The sequence below is a fragment of the Streptomyces sp. 11-1-2 genome (genome assembly GCF_003595545.1).
Classification (GTDB): domain Bacteria; phylum Actinomycetota; class Actinomycetes; order Streptomycetales; family Streptomycetaceae; genus Streptomyces; species Streptomyces hygroscopicus_B.
This window is the reverse complement of record NZ_CP022545.1, coordinates 391796-410069: the sequence shown is the minus strand read 5'-3', so window position 1 is coordinate 410069 and position 18274 is coordinate 391796. Positions and strand designations below refer to the sequence as shown.

Sequence of the window (18274 nt, the reverse complement as noted above, 5' to 3'; positions counted from 1 at the left end):
GTGGGGCTCGACGTCAGTTCCGCTCAAGGTCCCACACGAGCACCCGGTGGTCCTGCCCCGCCGTGACGGCGACCGTGTGACCGTCCAGATCAGCGATACGGACGGCGTTGACCTCGCCCTCGTGCTCGGGGCTGAACGGCCCTTGGATGAGACGCCGCTCCTTCAGCGACCACACGCACACCCGGCCGTCCTCCGAACCGGTCACCGCGACCGGACGACCGCCCACGACGCCAACATCCATGCAGGAAATGGAGTCTTCCGTCTCTTCTTCTTCATCCTTCTCGTCGAACTCGATGGATTCCTCGTCGATCGGCCCTTCCCACTCCCATGCCCCGGTGTCGGGATCCCCCAGGATCACTCGGTTCCCGCCGGCTGCCACCACCCGGGTGCGACCGTCCAGCATCGCCAGACCGACGTCCGCCACGGGGACGGGACAAGGGAACTCCCTGAAGACGCTGCGGGTGTCGACGTCCCACACCACCACGCGATCGTCCCCGCAGTCGCCGAAGACCACAACTGGCCGGCCGTTCAGCGTTCCGGCCGAGATCCCCGCGACGGTGTCCCGGTCTCCGTGGAGCTGAACCGGCTCGGTGTCCGTACGCTCCACATCCCACAGGTACGTGTAGGCGCCGCAACTGATGAAGAACGGCCGGCCGTTCAGCCGCACGGTCGTCGTCTTCCCCGTCCCGCCGTCGTCGGGCCTCGCGTGCGCGCGGCCAGCGCCGCTGGCCAGATCCCACTGCGCGAAGGGCTCCTCGTAGTTGCCCCCGCCGACCACGATCCGGCCGTCCACGACCGCCGCACAGACTGAATAGAGCCGGTAACCGTGATCATCCTCGGCGGGAAGGTGCCCGACCATCGCGCGAAAGTCGGCGGGGCGGTACGGCAGGTCCAGCCGGTATTCCGTCCATCGGTCCTCGGACGGCTCCTAGGTGTACCCCCCGCTTCCGTCGCCGGCGCACAGGAGAAGGCAGCCGTCGATGGTGACAAGGTCGAAGTCGTCGATTACTCGCCAGCGTTGTTTGAGGGTGGCGACTGCGCGTTCGCCGATGGCCCGCAAGCCGCGGAGGAGCCGGTCATGGGTGCGGCTGTCCGTGCAGAGCGGCTGAGGCCGGTCGGTGTGGACGGAGGTGGGGATGCCGATGCCTGCTCCCTGATAGCCCAGGTCGGCGAGGGTGGGCAAGCCGTCGCGGGCTGCCCGGTAGAGGGCGGGCAGGGGATGGTGGCGTGCTGCGGTGATGTCCGGTGTGCTGCCGGGTTCGACGTCGGAGACCCACAGCAGGTCGCCGGAGGGGGGAGGCCGGGAACTGGAGGTTGCCGCCGAAGCGTTTGGCATTGCCGGAGTACCACAGGTCGTTGCCGTTGTCCCGCAGGCCGGCGGTGCGGTCGCTGGGGATGAGAGTGCCGTCCAGCACGATGTGGCTCATGTCCGCGCGATGGCAGTCTTCGAGGACCCGGGTGCGGCCCGCCCGGTCTGCTCATAGCAGAGCTGGCTCACGCCCGTCCGCGGAGATGATTTCGTTGAGAGAACCTGACTTGCTCCTTCAGAGGAAAACGCGAGCAATATCAAGCCACTTCTGCGCATCCTTGCCGACCGCCGTGAGGTCGGTCTCGGCTCGGGACCTGCGCTGGGTGACTCGAAGACAGAAGTCGAGGGCACTGCCCTGAACCCGCTGCATGGCATCTTCCGGGCCCCATGCCCAGGTTTGGCCGTCGGGACCAGTCAGCTCGACACGGAACGGCTCTGCCGGAACAGGCAACTGGGCAGCGTGGAATGACAGCTCTCGCCCTATCACTCCCAACGAAGCCACATGCCGGAGCCGACCCGTGGGACGGCGTGAGACACCCAGTGCATCGAAAATGTCCTGCCCGTGAGCCCACGTTTCCATGAGTCGAAGCGGCACCATGAGCGCCGCGGTCAGCTGCGAGCCGTACCACGGAAACCCGTGATCCAGTGGAATGTCACGCAGCGCCGCTGCCACCTCGGTTCGGCCGGCGCGCCATTGTTCAAGCAGTGCTGATCGCGGTTTGGCCGCTCCCACGGCAGCGTCGAGATCGGCGTATTGGCTGCCTGCGGCCTCTGCCCGCTTCAGCACGGCGTCGAACGCATCCGGGGTCTGTATGGCGATGAGAACGTTCGCATCCGCTGAAGCAAGATGAGCGATCTGGTGGGCGATCGTCCACCCCGCTGCAGGTGTGGGCTTGGTCCAGTCGGTCTGCGCTGATACCAGGGCGTCGAGTTCATCTCCTTCAGCCACCAAGTCGGGCAGAGCAAGGTCGTGCTCTACGCTGGACATGTCAAGGCCGTAGTCCAACATCAGTGCCACCTTCACACATTGACGGCAACGGGCCTGTCCCGTTGGGAGGGGCGAAGTTGATCTCGTGTGATCAGGCTACCTGAGGTTGATTCATATCAACTTCTGTCCGCCATCCGCCATCCGCCATCCGCCATCCGCTGTTCGCTTGGAGGGGACCATGTCCACATCCATCGGCATGCCCGCCGATCCGACGTTGAGCTACCGGGCTATCGAGAACTTGATCGCACGTTACGCCGAACTCGTGGACGACGGTGATTTCGCGGGACTCGGAGTACTTCTCGCCGAAGCCACCTTCACGGGCGTGGGCGAGCCGGTCAGCGGGCGCGACGCGATCGAGAAGATGTTCCAGGACACTCTGATCGTCTACGCCGACGGCACGCCGCGAACCCAGCATGTCACCACCAACGTTGCCATCGAGGTCGACGAACAGGCGGGCACGGCGGCCTCGCGCTCGTATGTCACCGTGTTGCAGGCGCTGCCCGACCTGCCGCTGCAACCCATCGCCGCCGGTCGGTACCGTGACCGCTTCGAGCGCCGTGAGGGGCAGTGGCGCTTCGTGGAGCGACGGGTCCGCATCAACCTGATCGGCGATGTGAGTCGCCATGCGCGTCAGGCTGCCGCACAGCGGTAGTCGCATAGAGGGGCCGCGCTCCCGGACAACGGGGTCGCGGCCCCTCGCTCACCTCGACGGGCCGGGCTCGATTCCCGGCTCGCGTCGCCTCAGATCATGAGCAGCAGCCGCGTGTGCGGTATCAGCTTCCGGTTCACGCTGGTGCTCTGCACGAATATCGTGAAGTCGTCGTTGTGGTCCGGCTTCACGCGAACTTCCGTGTCCGGCAGGCCGAGCAGGGATCGGGCCTCCGGACCTGTGTACACCCGGTCCGTCTTCTTCTCCAGCACCGCGATCTGCTTCCGCGCCTGGATCTTCTCCGATTTACTCAGCTGATAAAACGCACCACCGGTACGGTAGATGTGCCCGCATTCGATGACCCATTCCCGGATCGCCGCTTCGCGAGCCACCGGAATCAGCTGGTACTCCGACGGATTCACCGGCGTGAGACCGGCTGCCTTGATGGTGTCCTTGTTGACCGCCTCCGCACCTGTGGAGAACACCGCCCGCGATCCCCGGATGCCCTGGGCCCGGCCCATCATAAAGTTCTCGGTGGCCTGCTGGATAACCTGCCCGGCCTCTTCCAGGCCCTGTGTGCTCGTGGCGTCCCAGATGGCGATGTTGTCCTTCGGGAAGCCGCACTGCATGGCCTCGCGCTTGCCCATCTGGTCCGGCACAAGGACGGCCAGTGTCCAGTTGTCCTCCTGCGTCTGCATCATCTTGGCCACGGCCTGCACGAGTTCGCGTGGATTTTTGGTGGGGGCATCCGGGCAGCGGTGACTCGCGTTCTCCTGGCCGTCCGTGAGCACGAACGTCAGGAAGCTGTGGTCGCCGTAGAGTTGAGCAGTCTGCGCAAGCTCCCGCTGCGACTTCAGCGTGGCCGCCAGCAGAGCCGTCATTCCACCGACCTGGTAAAGCTGCTTCAGGGACGGCATACGCAGCACGTCCTTGTCGTAGATGACGCACTCCACCTTGTCCGCGAAGACGTAGACCGTGACGCGGGTTTCCTGGTCCAGTTCCTTCGACCGTCGGGCCAGATACGCGATCTGCTGGTCGGCGACTTCGACGACCTTGCCGCTCAAATGTGACATGGACGAACTCGCATCCAGCACAAGAGCAACGTGATTGATGTAGTTCTGGGCTCCGGACATGGAGGCTCCCCCCTTTTCCGTTTCGATGCTCCTACCTTCTCACCCACCACTGACAATCGATCTTGGACTCCGATGCGTGGGGACGGTGCGTTGGAACGGGTGGGGCAGGCACTGCGTGGCCGCCGCCCGGATCGCGATGTCAGGAGTGGAAGCGCACGTAGCCGAAGCGTGCGGTCACTCCCTTACCGGCCAGGGACACGAGGCCGATGCGCGGGTCGGAGCCGGCGGGCAGACGCCAGACCCCACCCCAGATGTAGTGCTTCCCGTCCCGGCTCGTGGCCGACTGGAACCTGTGCTCGCCGGTCGTCGGATCGACGGTATGGCGCAGCCGCAGCCACATGGTGTCGGCCGACGGGCCCAGCTGCATCTCCGGCCAGCTGTCCCGGTCCCGGCCGATCCACAGAAAAGCCTGCCGCGATGGGCCGGTCCGGGCCGGAGCCAGATGGATCGAGTCCTCCGGGCTCTGGAAGGCGATCAGCCCGGCCTGGCTGCGCCCGTCGGGGGCGTCGGTGATCGGGAAGTGCAGCTTGGTCTCGACCGTGTAGGTGCCGGTCGGAGCGTCACGAAGCAGCGCCGATGCCATGGTTCCCTTGCCGGAGAAGTCGGCATCCTGTGTCGGCCACACGTACTGGCCGTCGGCGACCTTCCCGTCGGCGGGGCCGAACCACGTCCAGCCGTCCAGCTGGTCGTCGTCGAAGTCCTCGTCGTACTCCGGCAGTCGGGCTCCGATCCCAGGGTCCGGCTGTTTGACGGTCACCGGCGTGTAGAGCCGGGTCACGCCGACGTTGTCCACCTCGCCGGCGCCGCGCGTCGAGGCGACACCACCGCGGCGCCAGTCCTTCGGTACGTCCACCTTCAGTTCGGCCAGCGGCATGTCGAGCATGGCCGAGCTGAGGTGTACCTGCGCCGCCCCGTCGCGGAGCTCGGCCGTGAGCGAGTGCCAGGTCCGCAGATCGGCGTTCACGGGCAGGCGAGCGGTCCGCTTCCGCACCACCTTCCGGTCCCGGGTGACCTCGGCGGAGAGTGTGCCGGTGGAGTCCAGCCAGGCCACGGCGTGGTTGAACCGGCCCGCGGAGGCCAGGACAAGGCCGACCCGGCCTTTGCCGTCGCGCAGCCGAACGTCTGCCTCGATCCTGACATCGCCGTCCGGGGCCCGTCGCGGCAGCAGCAGTTGCGGGACCGCGGCCCGGGACCGGCCGCGGGCGTACCGCCCCGAGTCCGGATCCGAACCCGTGGTCCAGGACCCGTGCCCGGCGGTGTCGAAGCCGCCGAGGCCGTCGTCGAAGGTGCTGCCCGCGTCCCATGTGCTCGTCGGCGCGGTCTGCCGGTCCTCGCTGGTCCAGGCGCCCGCGCGCACCGTCGGCCAGCCGTCGATCCAGTCGAGCCGGTCCATCATGGTCGGCCGTCCGCCCCAGTTGGGATCGGTCTCGTGGCGGTCGAATCCGTTGGTGAGGATCCAGTCCTGGCCGGACTTGTCCACGACGTTCGCCGAGTGGCCGGTCGCGACCCACTTGTTGCCGTTCGGCGCGTTGACGATCGTGCCGCCGATGTGCAGGTCGGCCAGGCCGACGCCCTCGGCGTCCTTGAACGGGCCCATCGGGTCCTCGGCCCGCCCGACGAACACCGGATAGGCGCCCTGGTCCCGGGCACAGCAGCCCAGGCCGGAGTAGAACAGGTAGTACCAGCCGTCACGCTTCACCACGTACGCGGCTTCGCCGCGCCGGGCGCCGACCACCTGCACCGGATCGCCGACCGGCGCGGTGCCCTCCTCGTTCAGTCGCACCGCCTGGATTCCGCCGTCGCGGAACGAGCCGTAGTAGAGGTACTTCTGGCCGTCGGAGTCGACGAAGACCGACGGATCGATCTGATTGACCGTCGTCCCGTACGGCAGCACGGGATGGCCGATGTCCTTCCACGGGCCTGCCGGGTGGTCCGACGTGGCCAGCGCGATGGTGTTCTTGTCGCCGCCGGCGACCGAGTAGTAGAGGTGGTACTTCCCGTTGATGTAGCGGATGTCGGGCGCCCAGTAGTAGGTGGTTGCGAAGTCGCGCCACTCCGGGTGGTTGTCGGGCCCGAAGACGTCACCGACGTAGGTCCAGTTGACGAGGTCGGCCGAGCGCGTGATCGGCATGAAGTGCTGCGACTCCCACGGGCCCGACTGGTTGTCCCGGCGCATGCTGGTCTGGGTCGCATAGGCGTACCAGTAGCCGTCCTTGCCCCGGATGATCGACGGGTCGGAGAAGGCGTCCGCGATGTTGTCCATCACCGGGTTCTGGTACGTCCCGGGCGGATCGGCGGGATCGGCCGCGGCCGGTCCGGGATGCGCACTGCCCAGGCCGAGGACCATGAGCAGGGCGAGGAGGATGGTGCCGGGTCTGCCCCGGACCGCGCGGAATCGTGCTGACGTCGACGCCATGTCGGGAGCTCTCCTTTGTGGATACCGGATATGCCGGAGATATTGGAGATGCCGGGTCGCGGGCCGCGCCCGGAGGCACAGGTGTACGGCGCGGGGTGGGCTCAGACGATGACCAGGGCCGCGATGCGCCAGAGGCCGTTCAGCTTCGAACCGGTGATCTCCAGGTCGGCGGTGCGCCCGTTCGCTCCACCGCCGAGTTCGAAGGAGAACCAGACGAAGGCGCGGCTCGGCAGGCTGTCGTCGCCGGAGCGTCCGAGGACCGTGCCGTCCTCGGAGATGGTGGTGACACCCGAATCGGTGAGGGAGTCGCCGGTCAGGACCCAGACGGTGTGCTTGCCGGCCGGCACCGGGATGCGCAGGACGCTGGGCTCGCCCCTCTGCATGACGATGTCGCGGCGCAGGTCGTCGGCGTTGCCACGGTCACGGGTGTTCGGCCGGTCCCCGATCCAACCGAAACCGCGGTCGTCGGTGTAGTCGTCCTCGGGCGACAGCCTGGTGTACCCGGTCAGCAGTGGGCTGGACGGCGGGCCGGCGTCGAACGCCGTGGCCGCGTCATCGGGGTGTGGCGTGGTGACCACGGATACCGACCGGCCGCGCTCGATCTCCTCGTCGCCGCTGGTGAGCCGGATCTCGACGGTGGCGAATCCCGGAGTGGACACCGGGGTCCCGATGACGGTCAGCTCTCGCTCGGCTCCGGCGGCGACGGTCACGGTCCGCTCAGTGCTGGACCAGCCCTCGGGGGTGACGAGGCGGGCGGTGACGTCGCGGTCCGCCGTGCCGGTGTTGCGCACCAGCACCGTGACCGGGTTGGCCCGGCCCGCCCACCACACCGGATCCGCCGCCGCCCGCATGACGACGAGGGACGGCACCGGGGCGCCGGGGTCCGTGACGGCGAACGCGGACAGCCGCCACGGGCCACCCACCCCCGTGAACGTGATGTCCGTGGTGCGGCCGGTGGCACCTCCGTCGAGGGGGAGCTCCAGCCAGGTGAAGGTTCCGCTGGGCTGCTTCGGACTGGTGGCGAAGGTGACGCCGTCCACCGCGACCCGGGTCGGCGAGGCCGTGGCACCGGTGTCACCGACCAGCACGTACCCGGTGTGCTTGCCGGCCGGTAGGGCGACGCGCAGCACCCGGGACGAGTTGTGCCAGAGGTGGTCGCGCAACAGGGGCTCGCCACCGCGGTCCCTGGCCGACGGGGCGGCGCCGACCCAGCCGTGGCCGGCCAACGCGGACCAGGCCGACTCGGGGGTCAGCGCGTGGTAGCCGGGCATCGAAGTCCCGTTCCGGGGAACGGCGTTGAGCGCCACGAGGCAGCGCCTGCCCTCGGGGGCGACGACCAGGGACGGCGGTCGGCCGTCGAGTCGGGTGAGCTTCGGCGCCACGTCCAGGTCCAGGGCGGCCACGGTGCCAGACAAGGGGGGTGTGACCGGCAGCTCGAGCTCCGCGGTCGCGGCGCCGGCCGCGGACTGTGCGGCGGGCTCGGTGCGCCAGTCCGCCGACGGTGGCCGCAGTGCGACCGTGAGGTCGCGGTCCCGCGCCGAGGCGTTGGTGACGGTGACCGGCAGGAGGTTCGGCCGACCGCCGAGCAGCACCCGTGAGCCGTTCAGCGCCGCTCGCAGCCATTCCCGCTTCGCGTCGACGACGCGGCTCTTGTCGAAGAAGAATCCGACCACCGTGTCGCGCCAGAACCTCGCGTGCTCCCGCTGGGCCTCGAAGCCCGCCTTGACGGCGGTATGGCGCTGCCGGTCGATCTCCCCGGACAGCGTGCTCCACCCGGCGAGGTACCGGTCGATGCGGTCGACCCCGGTGAAGTGCGTGTCGTAGATGTGCTGGATGACCGTCTTGCCCGAGCGCAGCCGATGGTCGTACGGCACCCAGTGCATGAACAGCAGCAGGTCGTCGGGACAGGTGGCCGTGGACTCGTAGTGCTTCTGCCACGCCCGCGGGTAGAGCCCGGTGAAGCCGCTGCCGGTCGCCTCGGTGCGGTCGAAGCCGGTGCCCTCGGTCGTGGAGTGGTGTGACTGGAAGAGGGTGCCCAGCGGGCTCGGGTCGAGATGGTCGCCACCGGGGTCGGTGAGATAGCTCATGCCCAGCGGCGAGGTGTAGTCCTCGTACGTCCGGCGCGAGCGCGTCAGGATGTCGGCCACGACCTCGGTGATCGCGTCATCGTGGCCGAAGGTCAGCCCGGCCCACTCCGCGGCCAGGTCCCGGGGATCGGCGTCCGGGTTCCAGCACATCCTGCCGAAGGCGTAGGTGTTCGCCGCTCCCAGCAGATAGCCGGTCCAGTTGCGGGCGTTGCCGAAGTTGCCGACCCCGGCGATGCCCGCCCGCGGCATATGGTCCGTGCCGTCCGCGAGGATGTCGGCGACGGTCGGTCCGGTGCCGGGCCCCTGCGTCGGGAAGGTCAGCACCTCCCGCCACAGCGGAGCCAGATAGGTGGTGTGGATCTCGTGGCCCGTGTACTCCTGGGTGAGCTGGAGTTCCAGTATCTGGTTCGTGTGGCGCATCGCGCCGAACAGGGGGTGTACGGGCTCGCGGATCTGGAAGTCGATCGGTCCGTACTTGGTCTGGAGGATGACGTTGTCGTCGAACGTGCCGTCCAGCGGGGCGAACACCCGGTACTGGTACTCCGCCCAGTCGCTGAAATCCTCGTGGACGAAGCTGCGCCAGACGATCTGCCCGTCGTGCGGTGCGACCATGCGGGCCAGCATGTTCGCGCCCTCGGCATGGGTGCGTCCGTAGTCGAGTGGACCGGGCTGCCCCTCCGAGTTCGCCTTCACCAGGAACCCGCCGAATCCGGGCAGGCTCTTGAAGATTTCGGCGCTCTTGTCCCGCCACCACTGCTGGACCCGTCGATCGGCGGGATCGGCCGTCGTGATCGGATCGGCGTCGTCCGCGGTCAGGATCATCGGGCCGGCGTAGTTGACGGACAGCCAGACAGAGATGCCCCACGAGTGGAGAAGTGCGGCCAGGGGTCTGAGTCTGGTCAGCATCTCGCTGGTGATGAAGTCGGCACTGGCGTTGACGTTGTTGAGCACCGAAGCGTTGATGCCGATCGACGCCATGGACCGCGCATAGTCGACCACCCGGCCGGAGATGTCCGGCAGCTTGTCCCACTCGAAGAGCGAAGTGCCCGCGTAGCCACGCTCGATCGACCCGTCGAAGTTGTCCCAGTGATTCATCATGCGCAGTGCGGTGTGCGGCTTCTCCAGGACGGACAGCTTGTGCAGTGGCCGCTCGAGCTGGAGCAGACGGATGAGATGGAAGACCCCGGCCAGCACGCCCCGATCACTGCGGGCCCCGATAACCAGTCGCCGCCTGCCCGGCGGGCCGGTCATCTCGATCACGAACCCCTGCTGACCGATCCGGGCCAGCCGATCGGGACTCACCTGGGATCGCACGACCGGCGATTCGTCCACCGTGCCGATGACAACCGAGGCTCGATCGGCGGGAACCCGGGCCGGTGCGCTGCCGGTGAGGCCCTGGGCGGCCCGCCGTAGTTCCAGCTCGGCGTTCGCCATGACCCGGCCCTCGCCCTGACGTGCCAGGCCGGCCAGGGCCTTCCGGTACTCGGCGAGCCGCCGGGGATCGGCAGTGGGGCGGTAGCGCAGCCAGAGATCGTAGCCGTCCTCGTCGGGGATGCCCGCCGACGCGGCGAAGCCGGCCGCCGTGCCCCACGGGCTCAGCACGGTGGCGAAGGCGAGGGCGGATGCCTGGAGCACTCGGCGACGGCTGTACTCGTACTCGGATCGCGCCATTGCGGTTTCTCCTCTACGCGAGAACGAAGGGAATCGCACCGAGCCTCAGATGGCGGCGAGACACGCTATGCGCGGGTTCGGGTGAGAATTTCGCGCAGTTCGGCCAAGGGAATCTTCGGCTGGCGGTCCGGTGTGAGCAGGCCGTTGGTCTCTTGTTCCGTGTCGGTGAACTGGGTGTAGCAGAAGCCCGCGAGCCCGGAGTCCACCGCGGCGGTCACCAGGTCGGCGAGGCGATCGGCGAAGTCCTCCTTCGTGGCCACGGTGTCGTAGCCGAACCACTCGGCGCCCTCGGCCGGTTCGAAGGTCGCGCCGCCGAACTCGCTGAGAACGACGGGCTGCCCTTGGTGGCGGACGCCGTCCAGGGTCAGCCGTTTGGCGCCGGGCCACTGCTCGGCGAGCTCCCCCTGCCGCAGCGAGGCGTGGCCGTAGCGCTTGCGCAGTACCTCCCCGTGCTGGGTGTAGTCGTGGACGCCCCAGATGTCGGCGGCGGAGATCTCCCAGCCGTCGTTGGAGACGGCGGGGCGCGAGGGGTCCAGGGCCTTGGTCAGGTGGTAGAGGGCGTCCATGAAGTGGCGCTGCGCGGGGACGAGCGCCGGGTTCGGCACGGACCAGGACTCGTTGATCGGGACCCAGGCGACGATCGAGGGGTGGCCGATGTCGCGGGAGATGGCTTCGGTCCACTCGGCGATCACGCGCTCGACGGTCTGCGCGCCGAACTGGTACGCCGACGGCATCTCCTCCCACAGCAGCAGCCCGAGCCGGTCGGCCCAGTACAGGAAGCGCGGGTCCTCGATCTTCTGGTGGACGCGCAGCCCGTTGAGGCCGATCTCCTTCGCCAGTTCTACATCGCGGCGCAGTTCGTCGGCCGAGGCCGACAGATGCGATGCGGGCCAGTAGCCCTGCTGGAGCGCGAACCGGAGGAAGTACGGCTTGTGGTTGAGGAGGAAGACACCGTCGTCCCAGCCGATGTCGCGCAGACCGAGGTAGGACGTCACACGGTCGACCGGTGTGTCCTCGGCCGCGTCGAGCAACTCCACCACCGCGTCGACGAGTTGAGGCCGCTCCGGACTCCACAGCAGGTCGTCGAGGTCCTGCCCGTGGCGCAGGGCGGGTACCGCGACATCGAACTCCGCCTCCTGGCCCTCGATCAGCGTCCGCTGCTCGGCGAGCACCCGCTCGCCCCGCGTGAGGCGGACCGTCACCGTGAGCGGGCGCCGCGGCCAGTGGCCGAGACGCAGCCGGCAGCGGACGCGGGCGTGGGCGACGTCGGAGGTCCAGTGCAGGAGCGTGATGTGCTCGGCCGGGACCTCTTCCAGCCACACCGGCTGCCAGATCCCGGAGGTGCGGTGGTACCAGATGACATGTGGATCCCGGCGCCAGTCCTGCTTGCCGCGGGGCTGCGCGGCGTCGAGCGGCTGGTCCTCGGCGCGGACGACGACGGTCTGCTCGCCGTCCCGGTCGATGGCGCCGGTCAGATCGCAGGTGAAGCCGGTGTGCCCGCCCTCGTGACGTCCCACCAGGCGGCCGTTCAGCCAGACCTCGGCCCGGTGGTCGACCGCACCGAAGTGCAGCAGGAGCCGCCGCCCGGCGGCCGGCCGGGCCACGTCGATCGTGCGCCGGTACCAGAGCACGGGGTGGAAGGCGGTGTCCGCCACCCCAGAGGCCGCGGACTCGGGCGGATAGGGCACGGTGACGGTGCCGGTGAACGGTGCCGAGGTCGCCGGGTCCATCCAGCGGTCGGCGCGGCCGCGGTCCTCGTCGTCGTGGGCGAACTGCCAGGGACCGCCGAGGTCGCGCCAGTCGGGATCGCGGATCAGCTGCGGCCTCGGATGGCCTGCGGCGTCCAGGTGCGGGTGGGGCATGCGTGAACTCCGGTGGTGTGGTGCGTGGGTGGGGGACGGGGAGGTGGCGCGCCGCCGTTCAGTTCTCCTGGGCATCCGCGGGGGAGCGGAGGTCCACGACCGTGGCGGCGAACGCCAGCGGGCCCGGCAGCAGCGGAACCAGCAGCGGAATCGACCAGGCCAGGAGCCCGCTGAGGAGCACGGCACCGGCCAGGAGGAGACTGCCGCGCGGGTCCGCGGCCGAGCGGAGCAGCGCCTCGCGTGCGGACAGCACGTGCGGTGTCTCCAGCGCGGTCGCCCGCAGCGCCACGACCGTGGCGCCCAGGACGAGCAGCGCGAGGGCGGGCGCCATGACGGCCGCTCCGGGCAGCGCGGCCCGCATCAGCGCGGCATCGATCAGGACGACCACCACGAGCAGCGGCGGCACCAGACCGAGGGCCGCCGACCGCGCGGACAGCTGGGCACGCAGATGAGCGCCGTACGTACCCGCCCTGACCTGGACGCCGTTGCCCGCGGCCGGTCGCAGCGTCGCGGACGCGGCGGCGAACGCGGCCGGGGCCGTGACGACCGGCAGGCAGGCGAGGCTGGTGAGCAGGCCGACGAGCAGCATGTCCGCGAAGAGGGTGAAGCCGGAGCCGAAGACCTCTCCGGGTTCCCGGCGCTCGCGCCGGGGCGCGATGGGTGCGTGAGCCATGGTGTGCCTCACCCCTTCAGTCCGGACGTGGCCATGCCCTGCACCAGGTAGCGCTGGAAGACGAAGAAGAACAGCACGATCGGCAGCACCGAGATCACCGACATGGCGAACATGGGCCCGTACGCGGAGGTGCTGGACTGGTCGACGAAGCTGCTCAGGGCGAGCGTGATGGTGTACTTCTCCGGCGCGAAGAGATAGATCATCTGCGTGAAGAAGTCGTTCCACGTCCAGATGAACGTGAAGATGGCCGTGGTGATCAGCGCGGGCCGGGCCAGCGGCAGCGTGATCGACCAGTACGTACGGAAGGGACCGCAGCCGTCGATCCGCGCGGACTCCTCCAGCTCGCGCGGCAGGCCGCGCATGAACTGCACGATGAGGAAGACGAAGAACGCCTCGGTGGCCAGGAACTTCGGCAGGATCAGCGGCCAGTAACTGTCCACCAGGCCAAGCCGGTTGAAGATGATGTACTGCGGGATCAGTACGACATGGTGTGGCAGCATCAGCGTCGCCACCATGAAGGCGAACATCACCTTGCTCATGCGGAAGCGCAGCCGGGCGAAGGCGTAGGCGGCCAGCGAGCAGGACAGGACGTTGCCGAGGACGGCGCCCCCCGCGATCAGCAGCGTGTTGCCGAGCAGGTGCGTGACGGTGACGCCCGAGACCCCGTCCAGGGCGGTCGTGTAGTTCGACCACTCCAGATGGCTGGGCCACAGGTCGAGGCTCGTCATCACCTCGTCGGCCGGTTTGAGCGAGGTGGCGAGCAGCCAGGCCAGCGGATACAGCAGGACGAGCAGCGCGGCGGCCGAGATCGTGTGCGGCAGCCACCGCTTCGTGGCGATGTTCATCGGCCCTCCTCGTCCGCGTAGAAGACCCAGGACCGGGAGGTCCGGAACAGGATCAGGGTGATCGCGCCGATGGCGATCAGCAGCAGCCAGGCCATCGCCGCCGCGTATCCCATATGCGAGGCCGTGAAGCCGCGCTCGTACAGGTACAGCGTGTAGAACATCGTGGAGTCGGCGGGGCTGCCGTCGCCGCCGCTGATGGCGAAGGCCGGGGTGAAGACCTGGAAGGAGTTGATGACCTCCAGGACCAGGTTGAAGAAGACGACCGGGGACAGCATGGGCACGGTGATGGACATGAACTGTCGCCAGCGGCCCGCGCCGTCGAGCGCCGCGGCCTCGTAGAGGTCGGGCGAGATCTGCTGGAGGCCCGCCAGGAAGATCACCATGGGCGCGCCGAACTGCCACACCGTCAGCAGGACGACCCCGTACACCGCGAGATGGGGGTTGCCGACCCAGCCGCCGGTGTGGATGCCGACGGTGTCCAGGACGCCTGCGACGGTGCCGCCGTCGTTGAACAGCGCCTTCCACACCAGGGCGATGGACATGCTCGCGCCGAGCAGGGACGGCGCGTAGAACGCGGAGCGGTAGAAGCCCCGGCCCCGGCTGAGGTTCTTCAGCAGCATCGCCACGCCGAGGGCGAGGCCCAGCTTCAGCGGGACGGCCACGACGACGTACAGCATCGTGGTGCCGACCGACCGCCAGTAGCGGGGGTCCTCGGTCAGCATCTCCTGGTAGTTGCGCAGGCCCACCCAGTGCGGCGGATCGAACAGGTTGTAGTCCGTGAACGACAGGTACAGGGATACGGCCATCGGCACGAGGGTCAGCACGACCGCGCCGATCATCCACGGGGAGAGGAACACATAGGCGGGCCACTGCCGTTCACGCACCTGGCGCCGCTTGCTCTTGCGCGGGCGCGGATCCGTCGTGTGGACGGCGCGCGCGGGCGCCCTCGTCGTGGACACCGTGCTCATGACTCCAGCTCCCGGTTCGCCTCGTCGATGAGTTCACGGGCCGCCTCGCGCGGGGTGGCCATCCCGTAGATCATGCGCTGGTGGATGCGCTTGAACGCCGTCTGGATCGCGAGATCGCCGGGCGGCGGTGCGGTCGGCGGGATGTCCAGGCCGTACTTCTCCATCGTCTGCGAGTAGTCGTAGATCTCCCGCTCCGATCCCTCGAGCGTCTTGGCGACCCGGGCGGCGATCTTGCGGTTGGGCGGGGTGGACCGGGAGAAGCCGAGGATGTCGCCGGCCCGTGGGTCGTTGAGGAGGAAGTCGATCAACTGGGCCGCCTCCTTGGGGTGCTCGCTCTGCGAGCCGATGCCGAGGAGCATGCTCGGTTTGAAGTACGTGCCCTGACGGCCGCCGGTCGTGGGCACGGGGGCGAAGTGGATGTTCTCGCCGAGCAGGGCCGTGTATCCGGGGAACGGAGCGTCCCAGGTGAAGTCGGCGGCCGCGAGGCGGCGGCCGATGGGGCTGGTCTCGGTGCTCTTGGCCTGCACGGAATCCCGGGCCTGGGCGATGGCGCCTTCTTCGCGGAGTGTGTTGAGGAACGACCAGAAGGCGGTCAGGTCGTCCTCGGTGAAGCCGAGTTTCGTCTGATCCGCGTAGAGGTTCTTGCCGCGGCTGCGCAGCCAGGTCTCGAAGACGTCCTCGTTGCCGCCGCCGTCGTTGGCGCCGGTGAAGTGGCGTCCGTCGGGGGACTTCAGCCCCAGGGCGGCGATCTTCTTGTTGGCCTTCGCCCAGTCCTGCCAGGTCCAACTGGGCCGGGGCGTGGGGATACCGGCCTTCTTGTAGACGGCGGAGTCGTAGGCGTATCCGGTGATGCCACGCCCCATGGGCAGGGCGAACTGTCTGCCCTTGTAGGTACCGGTGCGCAGGAAGTCCTTGTCCATGTCGGACGTGCGGATCGTCCGGTCCTTGATGACACCGTCCAGCGGCATGATCGCCTTGCCGCCCGCGTACTGGGAGATCTGCCGGTAGTCGAGCTGGACCACGTCGGGTACACCGCCGCCGGCGGCCTGCGTGGCCAGTTTCTGGAGATACGAGCCGAATTCGCCGTTCGACGTGCGCACGGTGACGCCGGGGTGCTCCTTCTCGAAGAGGCGGATCGCCTTCTCGGTGCGCGCGGCACGGTCGTCGTTGCCCCACCAGGAGAACCGGAGGGTGACGCCGGACGTATCGCCGCTCGCGGCGGAGCACGCGGAGAGCGTGCCGGTCAGGGAGGTGCTGAGACCGATGGCGGCGACGGCCAGGACGGCCCGGCGGCTCGGGCGCGGGAGCCGGCCGTCCTTGTCGCGCAGCCGGCCCGCGCCGACCGCCGCGGGGAAGCCGTCGTACGTCGCGCTCACCATGTGTGCCCGTCCAGGTGGGCGGTGACCTGCTCGCGGTCCCAGGCGCCGTCGGCGACGGTCACCCGGTAGCCGCGGGAGAGGGTGTCGCCCGGGGCGAGGACGAGCTCCTCGTGGAACGCCCAGGACGGCGCGACCGCGGCGAACGGGTCGCTGCGCACGAACCAGTGCGCCGGGTGCGTCCCCTTGTCCCCCGTGTGGTCGTTGGCCGGGGCGTGCTCGAAGACGACCGTGGCGTGGCCGTCGCGCCCGTCGTGCTCACCGACATACGCCAGCCAGGGCGCCTGGCTGCCCATGAGGTCGCCGTCCTCGTCCGCCTCGGCTGTGAAGACGTGACCGTCGCGGAAGGCGCGCTGGCCCCGCCAGAACAGGCCGGTGTATCCGGCGGCCGGGCGGCCGTGGGTGGTGGGGCTGCCGAAACGCAGCGGTTCCCGCCGGCGGTTGGTGATCGCCGAGGTCCACGTCAACGACCAGCTGCCGGCCTGCGGATCGACGTCGCGCACCTCGATGCGGCGCTCCTCCTCGGCCCACAGTTCACCGTCGTACGGATGCCAGGTCAGGCGCTCGGCGATCACGGCCCGGTCGTTCGCGGCGGCGACTTCCTCGAAGGCGACGTGTGCCATCGAGCCGATCCGCTCGGGCAGCGCGACATACCCCTCGCCGTGGACATAGGTGTTCCCGCCCCACAGGTTCTGGCCCGACAGGTGGGAGGCCGTCAGCTGGAGCCCCTTGTGCCAGCGATGGTCGTTGGGGCGGTAGTCGGTGACGAGTCCGCCGGAGAGGGTCCGGACCGGGTGCAGATACGGCTTGGGGGCCTCCCACGGGGCTTCGGGGCGGTACACGTAGGCGAACAGTTCGGTGCCGGTCGCCTCGTGGGTCACGGTGATGCGGTCGCCGTGGGCATGGGTCAGTGCGAGCGTCATGCGTGGGCCTCTTCCTTGCGGGTGGTGTCCGGTGCCCAGCCCTGGGCGCCGCCGTGCAGCTCGGTGTAGTAGGGGTCGCCGGGGCCGATCTCCCCCGCGCGGACCGGGGTGTCGGTGAACGCGGACTTGTACAGGGCGGTGATGAACTCGAGCGTCTGCCGGCCGCCCGTGCCGCTGGTCGCGTGGCGGCGTCCCGCCCTGATGTCGGCCACCAGGGCGCGGAGCTGGGACAGGTGTGAGCTCGGCTCGTCCGTGCCGAAGTCGCGCCAGGTGGCCACGGTCTCCTCGGGGACACCGGGGGCCGGGGTGATGCGCCAGTCCGCGTTGCGGTAGCCGTAGAGGTGGGTCAGTTCGATCGTGGCGCGCTCGCAGTCGATGCGGATCCGGCTCACCTCGTCGGGGCTCAGCACGCTGTTGACCACGGTGGCCACGGCGCCGCTGGCGAACCGCACCTGCGCCGTGGACACGTCCTCGGTCTCGACGTCGTGCACGAGCCGCGCCGCCATCCCCCGCACCTCGCTCCAGGGCCCCATCAGGTCCAGGAGCAGATCCGTCTGGTGGATGCCATGCCCCATGGCGGGCCCGCCGCCCTCGGTCGCCCACCGCCCGCGCCACGGAACGGAGTAGTAGGCGGCGTCCCGGTACCAGGTGGTCTGGCAGTGGGCGACCAGCGGGCGGCCGAACGCCCCCTCCCGCAGCAGCCGCCGCACATGGCGCGCGCCGGAGCCGAACCGGTGCTGGAAGACGATGGAGGCGTACGGTCCCGCGTCCCCGGGCTTCTCGGCGGTCTCGATGGCATCGAAGTCGGCGAGGGACGGGCACGGCGGCTTCTCGCACCACACCCAGGCGCACGCCTTCAGCGCGGTCACCGCCTGGTCGCGGTGCACGGCGGGCGGTGTGCACAACACCACGAGATCGGGCCGCAGTTCGGTCAGGGTCGCGTCGAGGTCCGTCGAGGCGTACGGAATCCCGGCGCCATCCGCGAACGCGCGCACCGCGGCCGTGTCGACGTCGACGGCGGCGACGATCTCCACCTCGCCCGCGTCGGCGAGCGTGCGCAGCGCGGGCAGATGGCTGGAGCGCGCGATGCCCCCGGTGCCGACCACGGCGGTGCGCAGTGGGGTGGTGGAGCGGTGCGAAGACATGCGGACCCTCTCATGAGATATGCGGTGAGCGCGGCGCCGTGGGCACGGGTGGGCAGCCCGGACCGTCCGGCGGACAGCCGTCGGCTGCCCCCGTGACGCCCCCGTTAGCAACCGCTTGCTATCGATTGGTTCCAACGTTGTAACCGCGAAATCGCGCCACGGTCAACCCCTCGTCCGGAACGGGATTCCGAGCCGCCCCGGCGCTGACGGCCCGCCGAGGACCCTGCAT

The 18274-nt window shown here is 69.1% G+C and carries 14 protein-coding genes; 1 reads left to right on the top strand and 13 read right to left on the bottom strand.

The window, feature by feature from the left end; translation table 11 throughout:
• Window positions 1-13: 13 nt before the first annotated feature.
• The 3 genes from CGL27_RS01965 to CGL27_RS01955 form a co-directional block, all read right to left on the bottom strand.
• Window positions 14-859, bottom strand: a complete 846-nt coding sequence (locus tag CGL27_RS01965) for a WD40 repeat domain-containing protein (protein ID WP_119983997.1) — start codon at window positions 857-859, stop codon at window positions 14-16.
• A 69-nt stretch (window positions 860-928) separates the two neighbouring features.
• Window positions 929-1336 (bottom strand): transposase family protein, encoded by a 408-nt coding sequence (locus CGL27_RS01960; RefSeq protein WP_119983996.1) that lies wholly within the window; start codon window positions 1334-1336, stop codon window positions 929-931.
• 208 nt (window positions 1337-1544) lie between these two features.
• Entirely contained in the window at window positions 1545-2318 is a 774-nt protein-coding gene (locus CGL27_RS01955; RefSeq protein ID WP_119983994.1) for a TIGR03084 family metal-binding protein, read from the bottom strand.
• A 157-nt stretch (window positions 2319-2475) separates the two neighbouring features.
• On the opposite strand from CGL27_RS01955, the gene CGL27_RS01950 reads away from it, so the two are divergent.
• Window positions 2476-2949, top strand: coding sequence for a nuclear transport factor 2 family protein (locus CGL27_RS01950; RefSeq protein WP_119983992.1), 474 nt, complete (start codon window positions 2476-2478; stop codon window positions 2947-2949).
• 89 nt (window positions 2950-3038) lie between these two features.
• Here CGL27_RS01950 and CGL27_RS01945 read toward each other — a convergent pair whose 3' ends face one another.
• The 10 genes from CGL27_RS01945 to CGL27_RS01900 form a co-directional block, all read right to left on the bottom strand.
• The gene (locus CGL27_RS01945) at window positions 3039-4079 is read right to left on the bottom strand and encodes a vWA domain-containing protein (RefSeq protein WP_119983990.1); all 1041 of its coding nucleotides are present in this window, start codon (window positions 4077-4079) and stop codon (window positions 3039-3041) included.
• Between the two features lie 139 nt (window positions 4080-4218).
• Window positions 4219-6495, bottom strand: a complete 2277-nt coding sequence (locus CGL27_RS01940; protein WP_119983988.1) for a family 43 glycosylhydrolase — start codon at window positions 6493-6495, stop codon at window positions 4219-4221.
• 101 nt (window positions 6496-6596) lie between these two features.
• Window positions 6597-10253: an alpha-glucuronidase family glycosyl hydrolase gene (locus tag CGL27_RS01935; RefSeq protein ID WP_119983986.1), complete on the bottom strand. Its 3657-nt coding sequence runs from the start codon at window positions 10251-10253 to the stop codon at window positions 6597-6599.
• A 65-nt stretch (window positions 10254-10318) separates the two neighbouring features.
• Window positions 10319-12115 (bottom strand): sugar-binding domain-containing protein, encoded by a 1797-nt coding sequence (locus CGL27_RS01930; RefSeq protein ID WP_119983985.1) that lies wholly within the window; start codon window positions 12113-12115, stop codon window positions 10319-10321.
• A 58-nt stretch (window positions 12116-12173) separates the two neighbouring features.
• Window positions 12174-12788 (bottom strand): hypothetical protein, encoded by a 615-nt coding sequence (locus CGL27_RS01925; protein ID WP_119983983.1) that lies wholly within the window; start codon window positions 12786-12788, stop codon window positions 12174-12176.
• An 8-nt stretch (window positions 12789-12796) separates the two neighbouring features.
• Window positions 12797-13633, bottom strand: a complete 837-nt coding sequence (locus tag CGL27_RS01920) for a carbohydrate ABC transporter permease (protein WP_078638168.1) — start codon at window positions 13631-13633, stop codon at window positions 12797-12799.
• Complete coding sequence (locus CGL27_RS01915; protein WP_119983981.1) at window positions 13630-14601, bottom strand: sugar ABC transporter permease; 972 nt, start codon at window positions 14599-14601, stop codon at window positions 13630-13632. Before CGL27_RS01915 ends, CGL27_RS01920 begins: the two co-directional genes overlap by 4 nt.
• On the bottom strand, window positions 14598-15980 hold the full coding sequence (locus CGL27_RS01910; RefSeq protein WP_119983980.1) for an ABC transporter substrate-binding protein: 1383 nt from the start codon (window positions 15978-15980) through the stop codon (window positions 14598-14600). The genes CGL27_RS01915 and CGL27_RS01910 overlap by 4 nt, the downstream gene beginning before the upstream one ends.
• Window positions 15974-16900, bottom strand: coding sequence for a PmoA family protein (locus CGL27_RS01905; protein ID WP_119983978.1), 927 nt, complete (start codon window positions 16898-16900; stop codon window positions 15974-15976). The genes CGL27_RS01910 and CGL27_RS01905 overlap by 7 nt, the downstream gene beginning before the upstream one ends.
• Complete coding sequence (locus CGL27_RS01900) at window positions 16897-18045, bottom strand: Gfo/Idh/MocA family oxidoreductase (RefSeq protein WP_119983976.1); 1149 nt, start codon at window positions 18043-18045, stop codon at window positions 16897-16899. The genes CGL27_RS01905 and CGL27_RS01900 overlap by 4 nt, the downstream gene beginning before the upstream one ends.
• Window positions 18046-18274 lie beyond the last annotated feature (229 nt).